The sequence below is a fragment of the Pseudoalteromonas sp. MER144-MNA-CIBAN-0113 genome, assembly GCF_040308965.1.
Lineage (GTDB): Bacteria > Pseudomonadota > Gammaproteobacteria > Enterobacterales > Alteromonadaceae > Pseudoalteromonas > Pseudoalteromonas tetraodonis.
The window spans coordinates 1-17,010 of the sequence record NZ_JBEOOG010000009.1 but is presented as its reverse complement, the minus strand read 5'-3'; the positions used below and the strand labels follow the sequence as shown (position 1 = coordinate 17,010).

Below are 17,010 nucleotides of genomic sequence, written 5' to 3'. Positions count from 1 at the left end.
GGTTATTCACCTCAAAAGGTTTGTTTGCAGTGAAGTTATCAATACAATCAAATAGCTATTTTTATAACAAAAATATAACGAATTAAATAACGTGAATTCATAGGGGAAAGTAATGAAAAAAAGTTTAATTGCAGCGGCACTCGCCGCTACATTTATTACCGGCTGTTCAGAGCCACAAACTACAAAAACTGAGCAAGTCGCAGCAGTCGCTGAAAAACCACAAGCAACTGAGCAAGCTGAATTAGGCACATTTGGGGTTGATTTAACTGCCCGCAATGAAGCAGTAAAACCAGGCGATGACTTTTTTATGTATGCCAGCGGTTCATGGTACGACAATTACGAAATGCCAGCAGATAAAACACGCTACGGTGCGTTTTCTGCGTTAGCTGAGCGAAGTGAAGACCGCGTAAAAGAAATTATTGAAGACATTGCAGCGCGTGAAAATTTGAATGCAGAAGAGCAATTAGTTGCTGACTTTTATAATTCGTACATGGATACCGACACGCTTAATAAGCTCGGTGTGACTCCCATTAAGCCATTGCTTAACGATATTAACGCAGTTGCCTCAACTGATGACTTAGCAAAAATCTTTGGCCAGTCATGGCTCACAGGTGTCAGCGCCCCTCTTGGTGGTGGTATGTGGTTTAACCGCTTAGATCCTAATAAATACGAAATGTCGTTAGGTGCTGGTGGTTTAGGCTTACCTGATCGTTCATATTACCTTGAAGATGCAGAGCGTTTTGTAAAAACTCGTGAAGCGTATGTTGCACATATTGCCGACATGCTTAAATTTGCTGGTGTTGAAAATACCACTGAACGTGCACAAGCAATTTTAGCGCTAGAGACAAAAATTGCAGAAGGTCATTGGCCACGTGAAAAACGCCGTAATCGTGACATAACGTTAAACCAAATAAAACGCGACGAGTTAAGTACCCAGTACCCAGGATTTAATTGGGATTTATACTTTGCGCAAACAGGTTACAAAGTACCGCAGCTAAACGTGTCGCAGCCTGAACCTGTAAAGGCCATGATTGATTTAATCAACAACGAAGATATAAGCGTATGGAAAGACTACCTAACATACCATGCAATTAATGGTAACGCTGGGCTGTTGTCAGAAGACATATTTAACACCAGCTTTGCTTTCTTTGGTAAAGAGTTAAATGGTCAGCAGGAGCCTCGTCCGCGCTGGAAACGTGCGATCAGCCAAATGTCAGGCACTAGTTCACTAGGCTTTGCGATTGGTAAAATTTATGTAGATCGTTATTTCCCTGAGTCATCAAAGCAACAAATGTCTGAGCTGGTTGAAAACTTACGCACAGCCCTTGGCGAGCGTATTGATAACCTAGATTGGATGGGCGCAGAAACAAAAGTGAATGCGCGTGCAAAATTAGCGGCGTTTGTGCCAAAAATTGGTTACCCAGATGAATGGCAATCTTACGAAGGCTTAAGCATTAGCAAAAATGATTTAATGGCTAATATAAAAAATATGCGTGAGTTTTTCCAAGCCGATAGCGTTGAAAAAGAGCTTAAGCAAACCGACCGTAATCGTTGGGGCATGACACCACAACGTGTAAATGCTTATTACAATAGCTCATTTAATGAAATTGTATTCCCTGCCGCTATATTACAACCGCCGTTTTTCGATCCAAATGCAGATCCTGCGGTGAACTACGGTGGTATTGGTGCCGTGATTGGCCACGAAATGGGCCATGGCTTTGATGACCAAGGATCAAAATCAGATGCTAACGGCATACAACGTAACTGGTGGACTGACGAAGACCGTGCTGCTTTTGATGCTAAAGCCGACAAATTGGCGGCTCAGTACAGCAAATACGAACCAATTCCAGGTAACTTTGTAAATGGCCGTAATAGCTTAGGTGAAAATATTGGTGATGTAGGTGGTCTAGCCATGGCTTATCATGCCTACAAACTAAGCCTAAATGGTAAAGAAGCCCCTGTGATTGATGGTGTAACCGGCGATCAACGTTTCTTCTTAGCGTGGGCACAAGTATGGAAAGAAAAACGTACTGAGCAAAGCATGTTAAACCAATTACGTGGCGGTACGCATGCGCCAGGTCGCTTTAGAGCACAAGCTCCTCGTAACCACGACGCTTGGTACAAAGCATTTGATGTAAAACCAGGTGATGAGTTGTACTTACCAGAAGACGAACGTGTTCGTATTTGGTAATCCCCTGACAATCCTTGATTGATTGTAAGGTATTAAACAACCCGCTTCGGCGGGTTGTTTTATTTTCCATCCATAATAACTGTTCCCCCCGTTACTTAGTAATCAATCTCAATACTTACTAGCCCTGCCCCGCATTTACCTTTAGAATATGGGCTTGCAAATTTTTTCAATTATTTATACATATTAAGGCGAAACGCAGATGGGAAGAGCTTACCAAAACAAAAAAGATTCAATGGCTAAAACTGCGGGTGCTAAAACTAAAGTTTATTCAAAATACGGTAAAGAAATTTATATTTGTGCTAAAAACGGCGGTATTGATCCAGACGGTAACCTAGCACTGCGTCGTTTAATTGAACGCGCTAAAAAAGACCAAGTACCGGCTCACGTAATTGAACGCGCCATTGATAAAGCTAAAGGCGGCGGCGGTGAAGACTATGCAGCTACGCGCTACGAAGGTTACGGCCCAGGTAATTGCATGATTATTGTTGACTGTTTAACCGACAACAACAAACGTACTTTTGCTGATGTACGTGTATGTTTTACTAAAGCAAATGCTAAAATTGGCGCACAAAACTCGGTATCACACTTATTTGATCACCTTGCTATTTTTGTATTTGACGGTGACGACGATGAAACCGTACTTGAAGCGCTAATGATGGCTGACGTTGATGTAACCGATGTAGAAGTAGAAAACGGTAAAGTGACCGTATTTGCTCCACACACTGAATACAACAATACGCGTACCGCACTTGAAGAAATGGGTGTGACAGAATTTGACGAAGACTTAATTGCCTTTGTACCCCAAGTAGAAGCCCCTATTGAAGGCGAAGATGTAGAAGTGATGGAACGCTTTTTAGCCATGCTTGAAGATTGTGACGACGTACAAAACGTGTACCACAACGCACAATTTTAAGCGTTAAAGCTTAATCGTGTTTAAAGGCCAACTTAGTTGGCCTTTTTGTTGATTTTAAAATGGATTATTAATTTTGAATACCCTTTCACAACTTCGCAGCGGCCAATTACATGGTGCAAAACACCTACAATTAGTTGAAGCGCTAAGCCACTTTCCAGAGGAAATTTTTACCCTCGCGGATACCCTTGAAGTCTTGGATTTATCTAATAATAACTTATCTGATTTACCTGATGAATTTGCCTGCTTAACAAAATTAAAACGACTGTTTTTATCGTTTAATCAGTTTAAACATATACCTAAAATACTTGCTAAGTGTCCTGCTTTGATCATGGTTGCATTTAAAGGTAATTACATCACTGAATTTGCAGATCACTGCCTGCCTAAAGCGATTGAATGGCTTATTCTTACAGATAATAAAATAGCTAAGCTGCCTGCAACATTTGGCCAATACACTGCGCTTAAAAAGCTGGCATTGGCAGGTAATCAGCTCAGTGAGCTACCAATAAGCATGGCAAACTGCCATAACCTGGAACTAATTAGGCTCTCTGCAAATCAGTTAACTCAAATTGATGATTGGCTATTTGAACTACCAAAGCTGACTTGGCTTGCATTTGCAGGTAATTGCTTTAATAAATCACAGTGCCTTACCCAATCAAATTTAGCCAATAAACCACTGAGTGACTACTCGCTCAGTAAAGTAATAGGCCAAGGCGCATCAGGGATTATCCATCTTGCTTATTCAACGAATAAAGAGCCGGTTGCTGTTAAGTTATTTAAAGGGAGTATTACAAGCGATGGTTATCCGCTGGATGAAGTTAATTGCTGCTTGCAAGCGCTTGAGCATCCAAACTTAATTAAAGTACTGGCTTACATTGAACAACAGCAACAGCTTGGTTTAGTGATGGAGTTAATTGATACAAGCTTTACAAATCTTGGTTTACCGCCGAGCCTTGATACCTGTACTCGAGATACATTTGAAAGCGATTGCCACTACTCTACTCAAGTAATTTATGCCATAGCGCAGCAAATGGTTAGCACTGTGGCCCACTTGCACCAGCACAATATAAGCCATGGTGATATATATGCGCACAATACCATGGTTGACCCGCACGCGCGTGTGCTGTTTGGGGACTTTGGCGCAGCCACTGATCTTACTATGCTCAGTGACTATCAACGTCAACAAATGCAGTTAATAGAAGTGCGTGCTTTGGGGTGTTTAATCGAGGATTTACTCACAACCTGCCAAGAGCAAAGCGCTGAAGTCATGCACTTAAAACATATTGCGCAGCAATGCATGAGCGAAAATATCGCACAGCGGCCAACACTTAGCGCATTAGCTGACTTTTTATAGTGGTTATGCGGCCATTAATATTATGGCCGCAAGCTAGAATGAACACTATTTTTGTTTTTTAAACGGGTAAATTTGTTGCTTTAGCATACCTACAGGCATGTAATCACCCACAACCCCATATTCTTTAGGCCACTCTGCTTGCCCTTTTACTGCAGAGCCAAACAAGTAATCTAAAAACGAAAAATGGGCTGCATAATTTCTATCAATTGCGGCTTTATCGGATGCGTGATGCCAATGATGAAACTGCGGTGTAACCATAAAATACTTTAACCACCCAAATTTTACATTCACGTTAGCATGATTAAATACCGCTTGAAAACCAACAATAATTACATATAAGCTGATTATTTGCTGTGAAAACCCCAGCACAAATATAGGGGTTAACACTAAACTACGGGTGATCAGTATTTCTAAAATATGCTGACGAGAGCCTGCTAACCAATCCATTTCTTTGGCACTGTGATGCACACCATGAAATCGCCACATAAATGGCACTTCGTGATACGCACGATGCGTCCAATACTGCATTAAATCAGCCACCAAAATAATTAAAAATAGCTGAAGTATAAACGGCATTTGCGCTATGTAAGCTTGCAGTGTGCTCGACACCGCCCAACCAAACCCATAATGAACAAAATGATTAGTAACCAGTAATACAAAGCCCACTATTAAGTGATTAACAAAGAAGTGGTTTAAATCCCCGCGCCATTCACTACGAAGTATTTTTTGCTCTTTTCGATGCGGAAGCAGTTTTTCAATTAAAATAAAAATTAAGGTAGAGCCTAGTAAGTCTAATATAAACCAATCTAAGCCAATATAAGGAGTGTTATCTGCAAAGTCATTCACTTCAACATTCGGGCCACCAAAGCTAATGGCCAGTATAATAAAAAACCACGCAGTGGCACCCAAACGCTTATTCGTATTTCGTACAAAATTAAGTAAACCCAGGCTTCCTGAAATAATAAGAGCTACAAACATAAGTTGACGTAAAAACTCAACGCTATAACTTTTACGCAATTCTGGAGTCGTTAAATATTCCGGAAAGTGGAATGCAAGCACTCCTAAGCAACTTAATATTGCCAAAAAGCAAGCAATATAACCGCTGATATTACCCTCACCGATTTGCAGATGGCTAGTACGAAATATTTTTTTAGTGACGTGTTTTAGCATTATTTCCCTTAATATAATATGCAGTCCCTATTCTAGTGCGCATATTCTAGCAAACTTTGGGCTAACTAAAACACAAAAAAAGCCACGCAGTGCGTGGCTTGGCTGGATAAAGTAAAATTTAACTACACGGAAAAATTATAAATAAGCACCCAGCGCTTTAACTTGATCTAACATGCGGTTTGAGAAACCCCATTCGTTGTCGTACCACGCCATTACTTTAACTAATTTACCATCAGCACGTGTTTGCGTTGCATCAAAAATAGATGAGGCTGGATTATGATTAAAGTCGATAGAAACAAGCGGCAGCTCGTTGTACTCTAAAATACCTTTCATTGGCCCTTCTGAGGCTGCTTTAACCACTTGGTTAATTTCTTCAATGCTTGTGTCACGTTTAGCAATAAACGTTAAATCAACTAACGACACATTAATTGTAGGTACACGTACCGCCATGCCATCTAATTTACCTGCCAGCTCAGGCAATACTAAACCAACCGCTTTTGCAGCGCCCGTTTTAGTTGGGATCATAGATTGAGTTGCACTGCGCGCGCGGTATAAATCTGGGTGGTATACGTCAGATAAATTTTGATCGTTGGTGTAAGCATGAATAGTAGTCATGCTACCTTGTTCAATTCCTACTGTATCGTTAATTGCTTTAGCAACAGGCGCTAAACAATTGGTTGTACACGACGCGTTTGAGATGATATTGCTATCGGCATTAATTACATCGCTGTTTACACCATGAACTACCGTTGCATCCATATCTGTACCAGGAGCCGAAACCACTACTTTTTTCGCGCCCGCTTCAATATGCTTATTAGCTGCTTCGCGAGAAGTAAATAACCCTGTACATTCAAGTACGATATCAACGTTTAGTTCTTTCCACGGTAAATTAGCAGGGTCACGCTCTTGCGTTAGCGTGATCACATCATCGCCAATTAACATAGTGTTGTCTTTAAGTGTTACTTGCTGTGAAAAACGACCATGTACTGAGTCAAACTGAGTCAGATGAGCATTTACATTGGCTGGGGCTAAATCGTTAATAGCCACAATTTTAATTTCATTATTTTGCGCTGATTCATACAGTGCACGTAATACATTACGGCCAATTCGGCCGTAGCCATTAATTGCTACCTTAATCATTTTTGACTCCTATTAACTTCACATGCTTGGCGAGCAAGCGTTTCAATAGCTTGCCAGTCTTTATTTTCAATAAGTTGCTTATCTAACATCCACGTACCACCTACACAAATAACATTGTTAAGTGCTAAGTAATCAGGTGCGGTTGCTAAACTAATGCCACCGGTTGGACAAAAAGTAATATCAGGTAATGGGCCGCCAATAGATTTAAGCATGGCAGCACCGCCTGCAGCTTCTGCAGGAAAAAACTTTAAGAACTTAAAACCATGAGCAGCTAAGTTCATCACTTCGCTTGGGGTCGCTGCACCGGGTAAAAAAGGAATACTTGACTCTTTTGCCAGCGCTAATAACTCATCGCTAACACCTGGGCTCACCATAAAGTCAGCACCCGCTTCTACTGATGCGTTAAAGCTTGCTTTATCAACCACAGTACCAGTGCCTACATAAGCCTCTGGTACTTCAGCTTTCATTAACTTTACAGCTTGTGCAGCAATTGGTGTACGTAGTGTAATTTCAAGTGCTTTTAAGCCACCGTTGTACAACGCTCTTGCAAGTGGTGCGGCATCTTCTAGTTTTTCGATTACCACCACTGGCACAACCGGTGCCGATGCTAAGATTTTTTCAATACTCATTACTTGTTCCTCATTACCCAACATGGCTAATTATTATTCAAGTCCAAAAGCACTTGCACCTAAATCGGCACTGCTTACGATATTTCTAAATCCAGTAAATAATTCACGACCTGTACCAAATGTTTGGCTTGCTTGGCTAATTTGCGGCTCTCGCTGTGCAAGTTCTTCATCGCTAACATGCAGTTTTAAAATACCATTTGGCGCATCTAGAGTAACAATATCGCCTTCATGAATTTTAGCAATAATCCCACCTTCAACCGCTTCAGGTGCTAAATGGATTGCCGCTGGTACTTTGCCTGATGCGCCCGACATACGACCGTCGGTAACAATAGCCACTTTAAAGCCCTGATCTTGTAATGTTGCCATTACCGGTGTGAGCTTATGAAGCTCAGGCATGCCTTTGGCTTTTGGCCCTTGCTCTTTAAGTACAGCAATAAAATCTTGGTTAAGTTCGCCACGGCTGTAGGCATCTTGTAACTCACCTTGTGAGCTAAATACTTTAGCCGGTGCCGACACCACTTGATGAGACTCTGCAACCGCAGAAACTTTAATAACCGCTTTACCTAAGTTACCCGTTAGTAGCTGTAAACCACCTTGCTTACTAAATGGGTTACTTACTGGACGAAGTACTTCTTCATCATGTGAGTTTTCTGGACACGCGACCCATTTAACTTTACTTGGGCCATTCGCATCACTCATAATTAAGTTGTCGTCTTTATCGAGTAGTGGCTCACACATGTAAGGTGCAAGGCCTTCGCCTAAAATAGTGGTTACGTCTGTATGTAGGTAGCCAGCACTGGCTAATTCACGCATTAAGAAGCCCATACCACCGGCTGCTTGGAAATGGTTCACATCTGCTGAGCCATTAGGGTAAATACGCGTCAGTAATGGTACAACCGCTGATAAATCAGACATGTCTTTCCAAGTAACCTGAATACCAGCCGCTTTTGCAATCGCCACAATGTGGATTGCATGATTGGTTGAGCCACCAGTTGATAGCAAACCAACGAGGCCATTAATAATGGTTTTTTCGCTGATTACATCTGCTAAACACGGACCATCTTTGTTTTCTGTGAGTTGCTTGAGCATGGTTTCAACTGCATTACCCGTTAAGCCATCACGCAATTCTGTGTATGGATTAATAAACGAGCTACCTGGTAAGTGTAAGCCCATTATTTCCATCAGCATTTGATTTGAGTTAGCGGTACCATAAAACGTACAGGTACCCGCACTGTGGTAAGAAGCGCTTTCAGCTTCTAGTAGCTCTTCACGAGATACCAGTCCTTGTGCAAACTTTTGACGAACACGTGCTTTGTCTTTGTTTGGAATACCTGACTGCATTGGCCCTGCTGGTAAAAAATACACAGGTAAGTGACCAAATGATAAAGCACCAATTAATAGGCCTGGGACGATTTTGTCACATACGCCTAAACAAAACACACCATCAAACACGTCATGCGATAACGAAACCGCAGTAGACATAGCAATAACGTCACGAGAAAAAAGCGATAGCTCCATGCCATCACGCCCTTGCGTAACACCATCACACATCGCAGGTACACCGCCAGCAACTTGCGCGGTCGCGTCAAATTTAGTGGCAATGCTTTTAATTAAATCTGGGTATTCTTTGTAAGGCACATGCGCAGATAACATGTCGTTATATGAATTGATAATTGCAAGGTTTGGCACCTCATCTGCTTTTAAACGCGCTTTGTCATCGCTGCTGCACGCAGCCATAACATGGGCAATATTGCCACAGCCTAAACCAGCACGAACTCTTGTTTGTTTTTTTGCGTGCGAAATACGATCTAAATAGGCTTGACGGGTTTGTTTACTGCGCTCAATAACGCGTTCTGTGACTTCTTGAATTCGAGGGTGCAACATAATTTTACTCATCTCTATTCGTTAGAGGATAAAGGCTCAGTAACAATTATAGACTCCACGAAAATAACTGTACTGAGCATCTTTGACTTACCCGTTCAAAGGTACGCTACCAGGGAGCCTCTCACAACAACCCTGACACCGGTGTCAGGGTATTAACGCACGACAATGACACCGGTGTCAACCCTGAGTAATAAAAATAGTCATTTTTTTTAACATGTGCAATAAATAAACGTGAATTTTTAGTGAAATATTAGCGGCAACTAATGAAGGTTAAAAATGCAGATAAAAAAAGCCCGAGTAAGCGTCACTCATACTCGGGCTACTGTGAAAAAGCGGTTTTATTTTACGGCTGCGGTTGACTCTCGCGTGATTAATTTTGCTTCTAAAATCACCTTATAAGGCGACTCTTGCGGCTCAATAATATGGGTAATTAACTGGGTAACAGCTTGTTTGGTCATTTCTTCTACGGGTTGAGCTATAGTCGTTAGCCCAGGCCAAATATGACGCGCTATTGGTGCATTATCAAACCCAGCGATAGAAATATCATCTGGTACACGCAAGTTACGCTGTGTGGCTAATTTAAGCACGGCGGCTGCCATGTAATCATTCGATGCAAATACAGCAGTAGGTCGTGGCGATAAATCTAAAATACTACGCGCACTGTCTACCCCTGAGTGATAACTAAAGTTACCCTCTTCAACTAAGCGTTCATTAAATTCAATACCATGGCTTGCTAATGCGCGCCTGTAGCCTTTAAAACGCTGCTGTGTAGCACTGTGATCTGGGTGACCTTTAATAAACGCGATAGACGTATGCCCTAGGTTTATTAAATGTTCGGTAATTTCAAATGCGCCCTGCTCGTCATTACTGGTAACAGAAATAGAGTCATCTTCTAAAATAGCAGAAGCCACTCGAGCATAAGGAATCTTTTTCGACTTTAAAAAGTCAACCAGTTCTGAAAAATCACAAAATGGTGGCGTAAGTACTAAACCATCAAGGCGTGATGACTGTAATAGCTGCTCTATATTATTAATAAGTGCATCACCTCTGAGCTCACAAGGGTGAATCAGCAAGTTATAGTTGTTTTCTTGGCAAGCAGCTAATGCGCCTGTTTGCACTCGAGTAATATAACTTTTACTTGGGTTATCGTATAAACAACCAATAATAAAACTACGGTTTTGTGCAAGCCCTCGAGCTATAGGATTAGGTGTGTAATCAAGCTCTTTAAATACCGCTAATACTTTCTCGCGGGTAGCCGCGCTCACATTTGGTTCGTTATTCAGTACGCGCGATACCGTTTTTTTAGATACACCGGCATAACTAGCAACGCTATTTATAGTGACTTTTTTCATCTATTTATTTCCAAATGTATGCAACGTAATTAAACCTGTTGACTCGTATGCAAACACGCGGCAGCACCAATTAAAGGAATGTTGTCTTGTGTTACTAATGTGACCGGAATTTGACCTGTATATTGCGACATTATGCCCTTTTGTGAAAAGCGCTCAATGAAGCGGCTTTCCAGTAAACGAGCCTGCATTCTTGGTAATATGCCACCGCCAATATAAAGGCCACCAAGAGCACCATAAGCAAGCGCTAAGTCGCCTGCTACACTGCCAATCCAATCACAAAACTGATTAAGCGTTGCCTCACATACTTCACATTCACCGCTGTTGGCTAAGCTACTAATTTGTGCAGCGTCTAAATTCTTTGCAGCCACCCCTTTAACTGCAGCCATTGCTTTGTACAAATGAGCAATGCCTGGGCCAGAAAACACCGTTTCTACCGATACATGAGGGTGGTCTTTCTTAAGTGCTTGAATAAGCTGAGCGTCAAGTTCATTTACCGCCGCTAGAGAAATATGACCACCTTCTGAACTCATTACCGCACACGAATGTGCAGTTCTTACTAAACACGCTGCACCAAAGCCTGTACCTGGGCCCATTACACCAATATTTGCTGTGTCGTCTGCTTGGCCAGGTTTAACGGTTACGTTTTGAGAAGGGTCTAAATACGGTGCTGCGTAGGCAAAAGCAGCAAAGTCATTTATAACGCTTAATTGAGCAAGGCCAAAGTGGTGTTTAAAATCATTAACGCTAAAGTGCCAACCTAAATTAGTTAAATGAACTTGCCCTGCATTTATAGGGCCTGCTACTGCAAGGCATGCGCGTTTAGGGGTTATATGAGACACTGTTGATAAGAAGTACTCGGTAGCACTTTCGAGCGATCCATAGTTAGCACTGGGAAAAGTATGATTATGCTCAATGGTAAATTGATTACTTGATTCGTCGAACCCAGTGATCAACGCAAAACGAGCATTTGTACCGCCAATATCGGCAACCAGAATAGGATCAAAGTGTGTGCTAGAGTGTAAACCCATAGTGTTATCTCTTTTGTTTAAGTAATGAGTACTTATTATTTTAATGGGGTATCATTGATACTTATTTACTTTGAGCTATCACCTCAAAGCAGCTATCACTGTAAAAAAATGCTACCTTTAATAATAAAGGTAGCTAATACGTTTTGACAACAAAATGATAAAACGCCCTTATTGTGACACCGGTGTCATGAAAAAATCAATAAAAAAATGCCTTTATTGACAAATAAGCTTGAAAAAAATCACTAATAAACGAGAATATCCCCTTATTGTCCTCTTAAGTAAGTAATCGTGATGAAAGGTAAAGCCACCTCGTTTGATATAGCCCATTATGCTGGGGTGTCTCAATCTACAGTTTCCCGTGCTTTACGAAATAGTCCACTTGTAAATGACGAAACACGAAGACGTGTTCACGATATTGCTAAAAAACTTAATTACAAAGTAGACAAAAACGCCAGTAACCTTCGCACTCAACAAAGCAGTACCCTAGCATTGCTGTTGTTTGAAGACCCGACCTCAGATGAATCACAAATCAACCCGTTTTTTTTAGCCATGCTGGGCAGTATTACCCGTGCCTGCGCAAAAGAAGGTTATGATCTACTTGTTTCATTTCAGTCGGCCAGCGCTGATTGGCAAGCAGACTACGAAGACAGCCACCGAGCAGATGGCATCATTTTATTAGGCTATGGCGACTACATTGATTTTCAACCAAAATTTAATACCTTGCTTGAACAAAACACCAAATTTGTTTGTTGGGGAGCAAGCGTTGATAACCGCCCTGATTTAACCATAAGTTGCGATAATTATGGCGGTGGTAAACTTGCCGCTGAGCATTTACTGGCGCATAACCGAACTGATTGCGCATTTATTGGTGATGCATCTGATCACAGCCCTGAGTTTTTTGCCCGTTTTAATGGCTTTAAAGACGAACTGCAGCAAAACGGTGTCACCTTAAATGATCGTAAAATTGCCAATGCAATTTCTACCGAAGAATCTGGCTACCATGCAACTCGCTCTTTAATTGCTAATAACATTACTTTTAATGCACTTTTTGCTGCCAGCGATTTGATTGCCATAGGCGCAATACGCGCGCTAAAAGAAGCCAATATTAACGTGCCAAAAGATGTAGCCGTAATCGGCTTTGATAATATTTCTATTGCCAGTTACATTAATCCTCCGCTCACAACCATAGAGCAAAACACCACTATAGCGGGGCAAATGTTAGTTGAAAACTTACTTAAATTAATTCGTGGTGAGCAAGTACAAAGTACCCTGCTGCCACCGCGTTTAATTGCGCGTGGCTCAAGTTAACTCATTGCGTGAGGCCACCCTTTAAAAAGTAGCTAAATCCCCCTCCTCTTACCCTTATATTTATTTGGGCTTTATTGGCTTAATTACAGTCATTTGTCCTTGCTGTTTTTACCAGCAAACCAAAAGTGTTCTTTAGATTAACAGCCTATTCACACCTTGCTATAACATTAGTTTTTTTAATCCGAAAGTGGCTGTTTTTAATGTGATTTTTCACTCGTCAATGCACTATTTTATCTCTACAATCGCACTTTAATTTTTGCTCTTAAAAGTTTAAGTGACTATTTCATGCTACTCACTATTGTTTACATCATCGGAATTACAGCAGAAGCCATGACCGGTGCACTCAGCGCTGGGCGCAGAAACATGGATTGGTTTGGGGTTATGCTAGTAGCCAGTGCCACAGCGATTGGGGGTGGCAGCGTACGCGATATTTTACTTGGCAATTACCCGTTAACGTGGGTAAAGCATCCTGAATATTTACTGATCACATGCGTGGCGGGTATTGTTACAACTTGGCTAGCAAAATGGGTGGTTAAATTTAAAGGCATATTTATGCGTTTAGATGCCTTAGGGCTTGCCGCATTTAGTATTATTGGCTGCCAAGTTGGGCTTAATATGGGTTTGCACTATGGTATTTGTGCGGTCGCTGCTATAGTTACCGGCGTATTTGGTGGATTATTGCGTGATTTAATTTGTCGCCAAGCACCACTGGTATTACACCATGAACTTTACGCAAGTGTAGCGCTTATTGTTGCTTGTTTATACTTAGCACTGCACCACTACAACATTGATGACAATATCAGCGTGGTTGCAAGTTTAGTGGTAGGTTATTTAATTCGAATGGCATCGGTACGCTTTAAATGTCGTTTGCCTACATTTAGTTTGTTAGAAACAGCTAATTTGAAAAATGAGCAATAAAGGCAGGGGTTAATTCTCCTCTGCCCTAGCGCTTTTAAAGAGCCCTATTACTTTGCGGGCTAATAAACTGGCCACAAAAAATAACCCCAAAGCAAAACACAGTATACTCAAAGGCAAAAATAAGCTTTCATGCAATACACCGTTATTATCAACGTATTGATAATAACTATTCTCTACAAGCATAAAAATAGCGCCTGTCAGTAAAAAGCAAAAACCAAGCATCAATGTTTTATTAGTAAGTAAGTGCATAGTATGACCCGTGGTGACCCATATAAAATAGTGTTTTATCTTTGTATCATCACACAATAATTGAGAGTGACTGAACAGGGTATTAAGTTACCCTTGCATACGCATGACATCGGGGCTATTAGCTGTTAAGCGATGCATTTAGACATATAGTAAAATCGGTCGTCTTCTTTATCTATAATAAATCCCGTTCGAGCATAAAGCGGGTACGCAGGACTCATTTTAAAAACACGCAACCTAATTTTCTCAACACCTTCAATCACTGCCAAACGCTCGCATTCATTAATTGCAGCACCGCCAATACCTTTATTTTGAAATGCTGCATCTATTTGTAAATCACGAATGTAACAGCCACTTTCATCAAAGGCTAAACGCATTACACCCACTACATCGCCATTTAACAAAATATCCCAATTTTCAAGGTCTACTATTTGTTCATATATTTTATGTTGCTGCCAATCAACGCCGTAATGCTCATAGTGTGTGCGCATGTTGGTGTAGGTTAACAATGCCGATGCCATTAAATTGGCTGTGGGCTGATAAGTAATTGTCATAAACATCCATTAGAAGCGGCTCAAATTTCGAGTATATTATTTAGATTACGCTTATTAAACAATTTGATTTAAAAACAAAATATCATTTTCATATGTTAAAACTAAATAGTTTTACAGGCTGTTTTATTTTTAAAGTATTTATTAAGCAGTAAAGATTGCAATAAGCTTGTACCACTTGATGTTGCCCAATATAAGCCAATAGCAGAGGGAAAGTTTATTAAAGTGACAACACAAATTACAGCAGGAATAATAAATAATAAGGTACTGGTTTGCTCAGCACTTCCTGGCATCATCGCCATAGAAAAACAAGTCATTAAACCGACTAACAATGCAAGTGCAATATCGGGTTTTGCTATGCTCGCAATCCAAGCAAATTTACTATTAAATACGATTTGTTGAAGAGCTTGAAACGTACCAAAGCCAAACACCCCTTGACCTGCCATATTAAACACACTCTTTTTATCAATAAATTTAATGTTGTGCTTTTTATATAGCGCCATTGTCGATTGGGCTATTTGACTGGGTTGATCTTTATATTTGTTTTTTATGCTATCTAGCTCAGGTTTTAGTGCAGCAATTGCTTTTTTATTTCTAACCATATTAGCCATAGCGACAAGGTTAATCGGCATTAAAACTAATCGTCCAATAACGGTAAACAAAATAATAGCAGCCGCTTGGCTTACGCCCACTTCTTGGGTAAAAAAGGTGATTGATTGCACAATAAAATCAGTAAATAAATTCCAAATTTCCATTTTAGTTTTCCTTTTAATATTATGTATTAAAAGTAACCACCGCGACATATTATGTCAAGATATTTGTTGATAACTATTTTTCTACTGATGGAGTCTTCAATAGTATTTATACAATAAGACTATTTTTTATAAGTTTGAGAACTGATTGATCAGCCAATCCAGCTCCTAAAGCTTTATAAACACCTGCTGACTTTAAGGTGCAAAGATTTTATTTGTCTTCGGTTAAACATTTAAAGTATTTTAATAATGATGTTTTAAGTGTTGTGTTATGACTTGTTAATTTGAGACTTATAATTTAGTACTTTACACGTCAAATGTTTTACATCGTTGTACGTAGTACAGAAATTAAATTGGTGAGCTACATAATGTAATGTTGCTATGTATCTAACTTCCCCCCTTCCATAGTAATAAGTAAATCAACTTTGTGAGTTAACATTAAAATCTAAGCTTTTCGACTAGCTCTGTTAAGTTGTAAATATTGATTTATAGCTTGATCCAAAATCAAGTGCCTATCAAACAAAATGAGGGCTACTTAATTGTATTTTAACTATTCTTCTTAAGAAATCACAAAGTACTTCTTTCATCTGAGGCTCTTTAATGCAATCAATTGACTCAAAAGCATAAAATTACTAATCTTTGCCTTCGGTTTATTAACTAAAATTTAAAGCCTTAACCGTAATTAATCGTTTAAAACTGTACATTTTGAGTTTTGTAAAAATTAAATTCTTGAAAAATTGCTTAGATTAAAACTGAGAGCATTTAATATATAACTTTTAAGCATTTCAATATGCCCCACTAATTAACTAGCAACATAATTACAACCCTGTAAAAAATAATATTTCACTATTGTAATAATAGGGACATATGTTAATAAAAAAACGTTTACATAAATGTTTATTAATTGTAAATTAGTTTTTGGCTTCATTAATAAAATGTAAACTTGAAAAATATAAAAACAATACTTAGGGAAATTCAATATGTTTAAAACCAAAACCTTATCAAATGCAATAAGATATTCTTTATTGCTTGGTTCTGTTGCAATAGCACCCAGCGTGTTTGCGCAAGATGAAAAAAAATCTGACGTAGAATTAGAAGAAGAAGCGCCAGAAAGAATTGTAGTAACTGGTTCACGAATAAGAAAAGCTGAGTTTTCTAATGCATCTCCAATTCAAATCATAAACGGTGATTTATCGCGTGAAATGGGACTGTTTGATGCGGGCTCAATGTTACAATCAACTAGCCAAGCAGCAGGTACGCAAATTGATAACACATTCGGCGGGTTTGTATTAGACAATGGTCCAGGTGCCGCAACTATAGGTTTTCGTGGCTTAGGTGCTGAAAGAACTCTCGTTTTAATTAACGGACGTCGTATGGCTCCTGCTGGTGTGGGTGGTGCTCCAACATCACCTGATCTAAATTTAATACCAGGCGTTATGGTTGAACGAGTTGAAAACTTATTTGACGGCGCCTCTACTGTATATGGTTCTGATGCCGTAGCCACGGCTAGCGCATTTTAATCCCAGATTCTAACAGGGTTGAGCGATAATCATCGTCTAGCCCTGCCATTTTCTTTT

At 40.1% G+C, this 17,010-nt stretch carries 15 protein-coding genes; 6 read left to right on the top strand and 9 right to left on the bottom strand.

Annotated features, from left to right (window positions below):
- Positions 1–112: 112 nt before the first annotated feature.
- From AAEY57_RS03840 to AAEY57_RS03830, 3 genes are all read left to right on the top strand, one after another.
- On the top strand, positions 113–2,191 hold the full coding sequence (locus AAEY57_RS03840; protein WP_350606443.1) for a M13 family metallopeptidase: 2,079 nt from the start codon (positions 113–115) through the stop codon (positions 2,189–2,191).
- Positions 2,192–2,390: 199 nt separating this feature from the next.
- Complete coding sequence (locus tag AAEY57_RS03835) at positions 2,391–3,104, top strand: YebC/PmpR family DNA-binding transcriptional regulator (protein ID WP_128583594.1); 714 nt, start codon at positions 2,391–2,393, stop codon at positions 3,102–3,104.
- Between the two features lie 73 nt (positions 3,105–3,177).
- Positions 3,178–4,455, top strand: coding sequence for a protein kinase (locus tag AAEY57_RS03830; RefSeq protein ID WP_128583595.1), 1,278 nt, complete (start codon positions 3,178–3,180; stop codon positions 4,453–4,455).
- A gap of 45 nt (positions 4,456–4,500) precedes the next feature.
- On the opposite strand, the gene AAEY57_RS03825 is transcribed toward AAEY57_RS03830, so the two are convergent.
- The 6 genes from AAEY57_RS03825 to glk form a co-directional block, all read right to left on the bottom strand.
- A complete protein-coding gene (locus AAEY57_RS03825; protein ID WP_128583596.1) occupies positions 4,501–5,625 on the bottom strand; it encodes a sterol desaturase family protein in 1,125 nt (374 codons plus the stop codon).
- A gap of 135 nt (positions 5,626–5,760) precedes the next feature.
- On the bottom strand, positions 5,761–6,765 hold the full coding sequence (gene gap / locus AAEY57_RS03820; protein WP_076921018.1) for a type I glyceraldehyde-3-phosphate dehydrogenase: 1,005 nt from the start codon (positions 6,763–6,765) through the stop codon (positions 5,761–5,763).
- Positions 6,762–7,394 (bottom strand): bifunctional 4-hydroxy-2-oxoglutarate aldolase/2-dehydro-3-deoxy-phosphogluconate aldolase, encoded by a 633-nt coding sequence (eda, locus tag AAEY57_RS03815; protein ID WP_350606439.1) that lies wholly within the window; start codon positions 7,392–7,394, stop codon positions 6,762–6,764. The genes gap and eda overlap by 4 nt, the downstream gene beginning before the upstream one ends.
- A gap of 33 nt (positions 7,395–7,427) precedes the next feature.
- A complete protein-coding gene (gene edd, locus AAEY57_RS03810; protein WP_128583640.1) occupies positions 7,428–9,278 on the bottom strand; it encodes a phosphogluconate dehydratase in 1,851 nt (616 codons plus the stop codon).
- 338 nt (positions 9,279–9,616) lie between these two features.
- Positions 9,617–10,630 (bottom strand): LacI family DNA-binding transcriptional regulator, encoded by a 1,014-nt coding sequence (locus AAEY57_RS03805; protein WP_010389842.1) that lies wholly within the window; start codon positions 10,628–10,630, stop codon positions 9,617–9,619.
- Between the two features lie 29 nt (positions 10,631–10,659).
- The gene (gene glk, locus AAEY57_RS03800; RefSeq protein WP_350606436.1) at positions 10,660–11,658 is read right to left on the bottom strand and encodes a glucokinase; all 999 of its coding nucleotides are present in this window, start codon (positions 11,656–11,658) and stop codon (positions 10,660–10,662) included.
- Positions 11,659–11,949: 291 nt separating this feature from the next.
- Between glk and AAEY57_RS03795 the strand changes: the two genes are divergently transcribed.
- Positions 11,950–12,966, top strand: coding sequence for a LacI family DNA-binding transcriptional regulator (locus tag AAEY57_RS03795; protein ID WP_013464820.1), 1,017 nt, complete (start codon positions 11,950–11,952; stop codon positions 12,964–12,966).
- Between the two features lie 285 nt (positions 12,967–13,251).
- On the top strand, positions 13,252–13,884 hold the full coding sequence (locus AAEY57_RS03790) for a trimeric intracellular cation channel family protein (RefSeq protein WP_350606434.1): 633 nt from the start codon (positions 13,252–13,254) through the stop codon (positions 13,882–13,884).
- Between the two features lie 9 nt (positions 13,885–13,893).
- On the opposite strand, the gene AAEY57_RS03785 is transcribed toward AAEY57_RS03790, so the two are convergent.
- The 3 genes from AAEY57_RS03785 to AAEY57_RS03775 form a co-directional block, all read right to left on the bottom strand.
- The gene (locus AAEY57_RS03785; protein WP_350606506.1) at positions 13,894–14,106 is read right to left on the bottom strand and encodes a DUF3955 domain-containing protein; all 213 of its coding nucleotides are present in this window, start codon (positions 14,104–14,106) and stop codon (positions 13,894–13,896) included.
- Positions 14,107–14,258: 152 nt separating this feature from the next.
- Positions 14,259–14,684, bottom strand: coding sequence for a GNAT family N-acetyltransferase (locus AAEY57_RS03780; RefSeq protein WP_350606431.1), 426 nt, complete (start codon positions 14,682–14,684; stop codon positions 14,259–14,261).
- Positions 14,685–14,785: 101 nt separating this feature from the next.
- Positions 14,786–15,436, bottom strand: a complete 651-nt coding sequence (locus tag AAEY57_RS03775; protein WP_350606430.1) for a YidC/Oxa1 family membrane protein insertase — start codon at positions 15,434–15,436, stop codon at positions 14,786–14,788.
- Between the two features lie 977 nt (positions 15,437–16,413).
- Here AAEY57_RS03775 and AAEY57_RS03770 point away from each other — a divergent pair.
- Positions 16,414–16,953 carry a TonB-dependent receptor plug domain-containing protein gene (locus AAEY57_RS03770; RefSeq protein ID WP_350606427.1) on the top strand — a complete coding sequence of 180 codons (540 nt, stop codon included), beginning with the start codon at positions 16,414–16,416 and terminating at the stop codon, positions 16,951–16,953.
- Positions 16,954–17,010 lie beyond the last annotated feature (57 nt).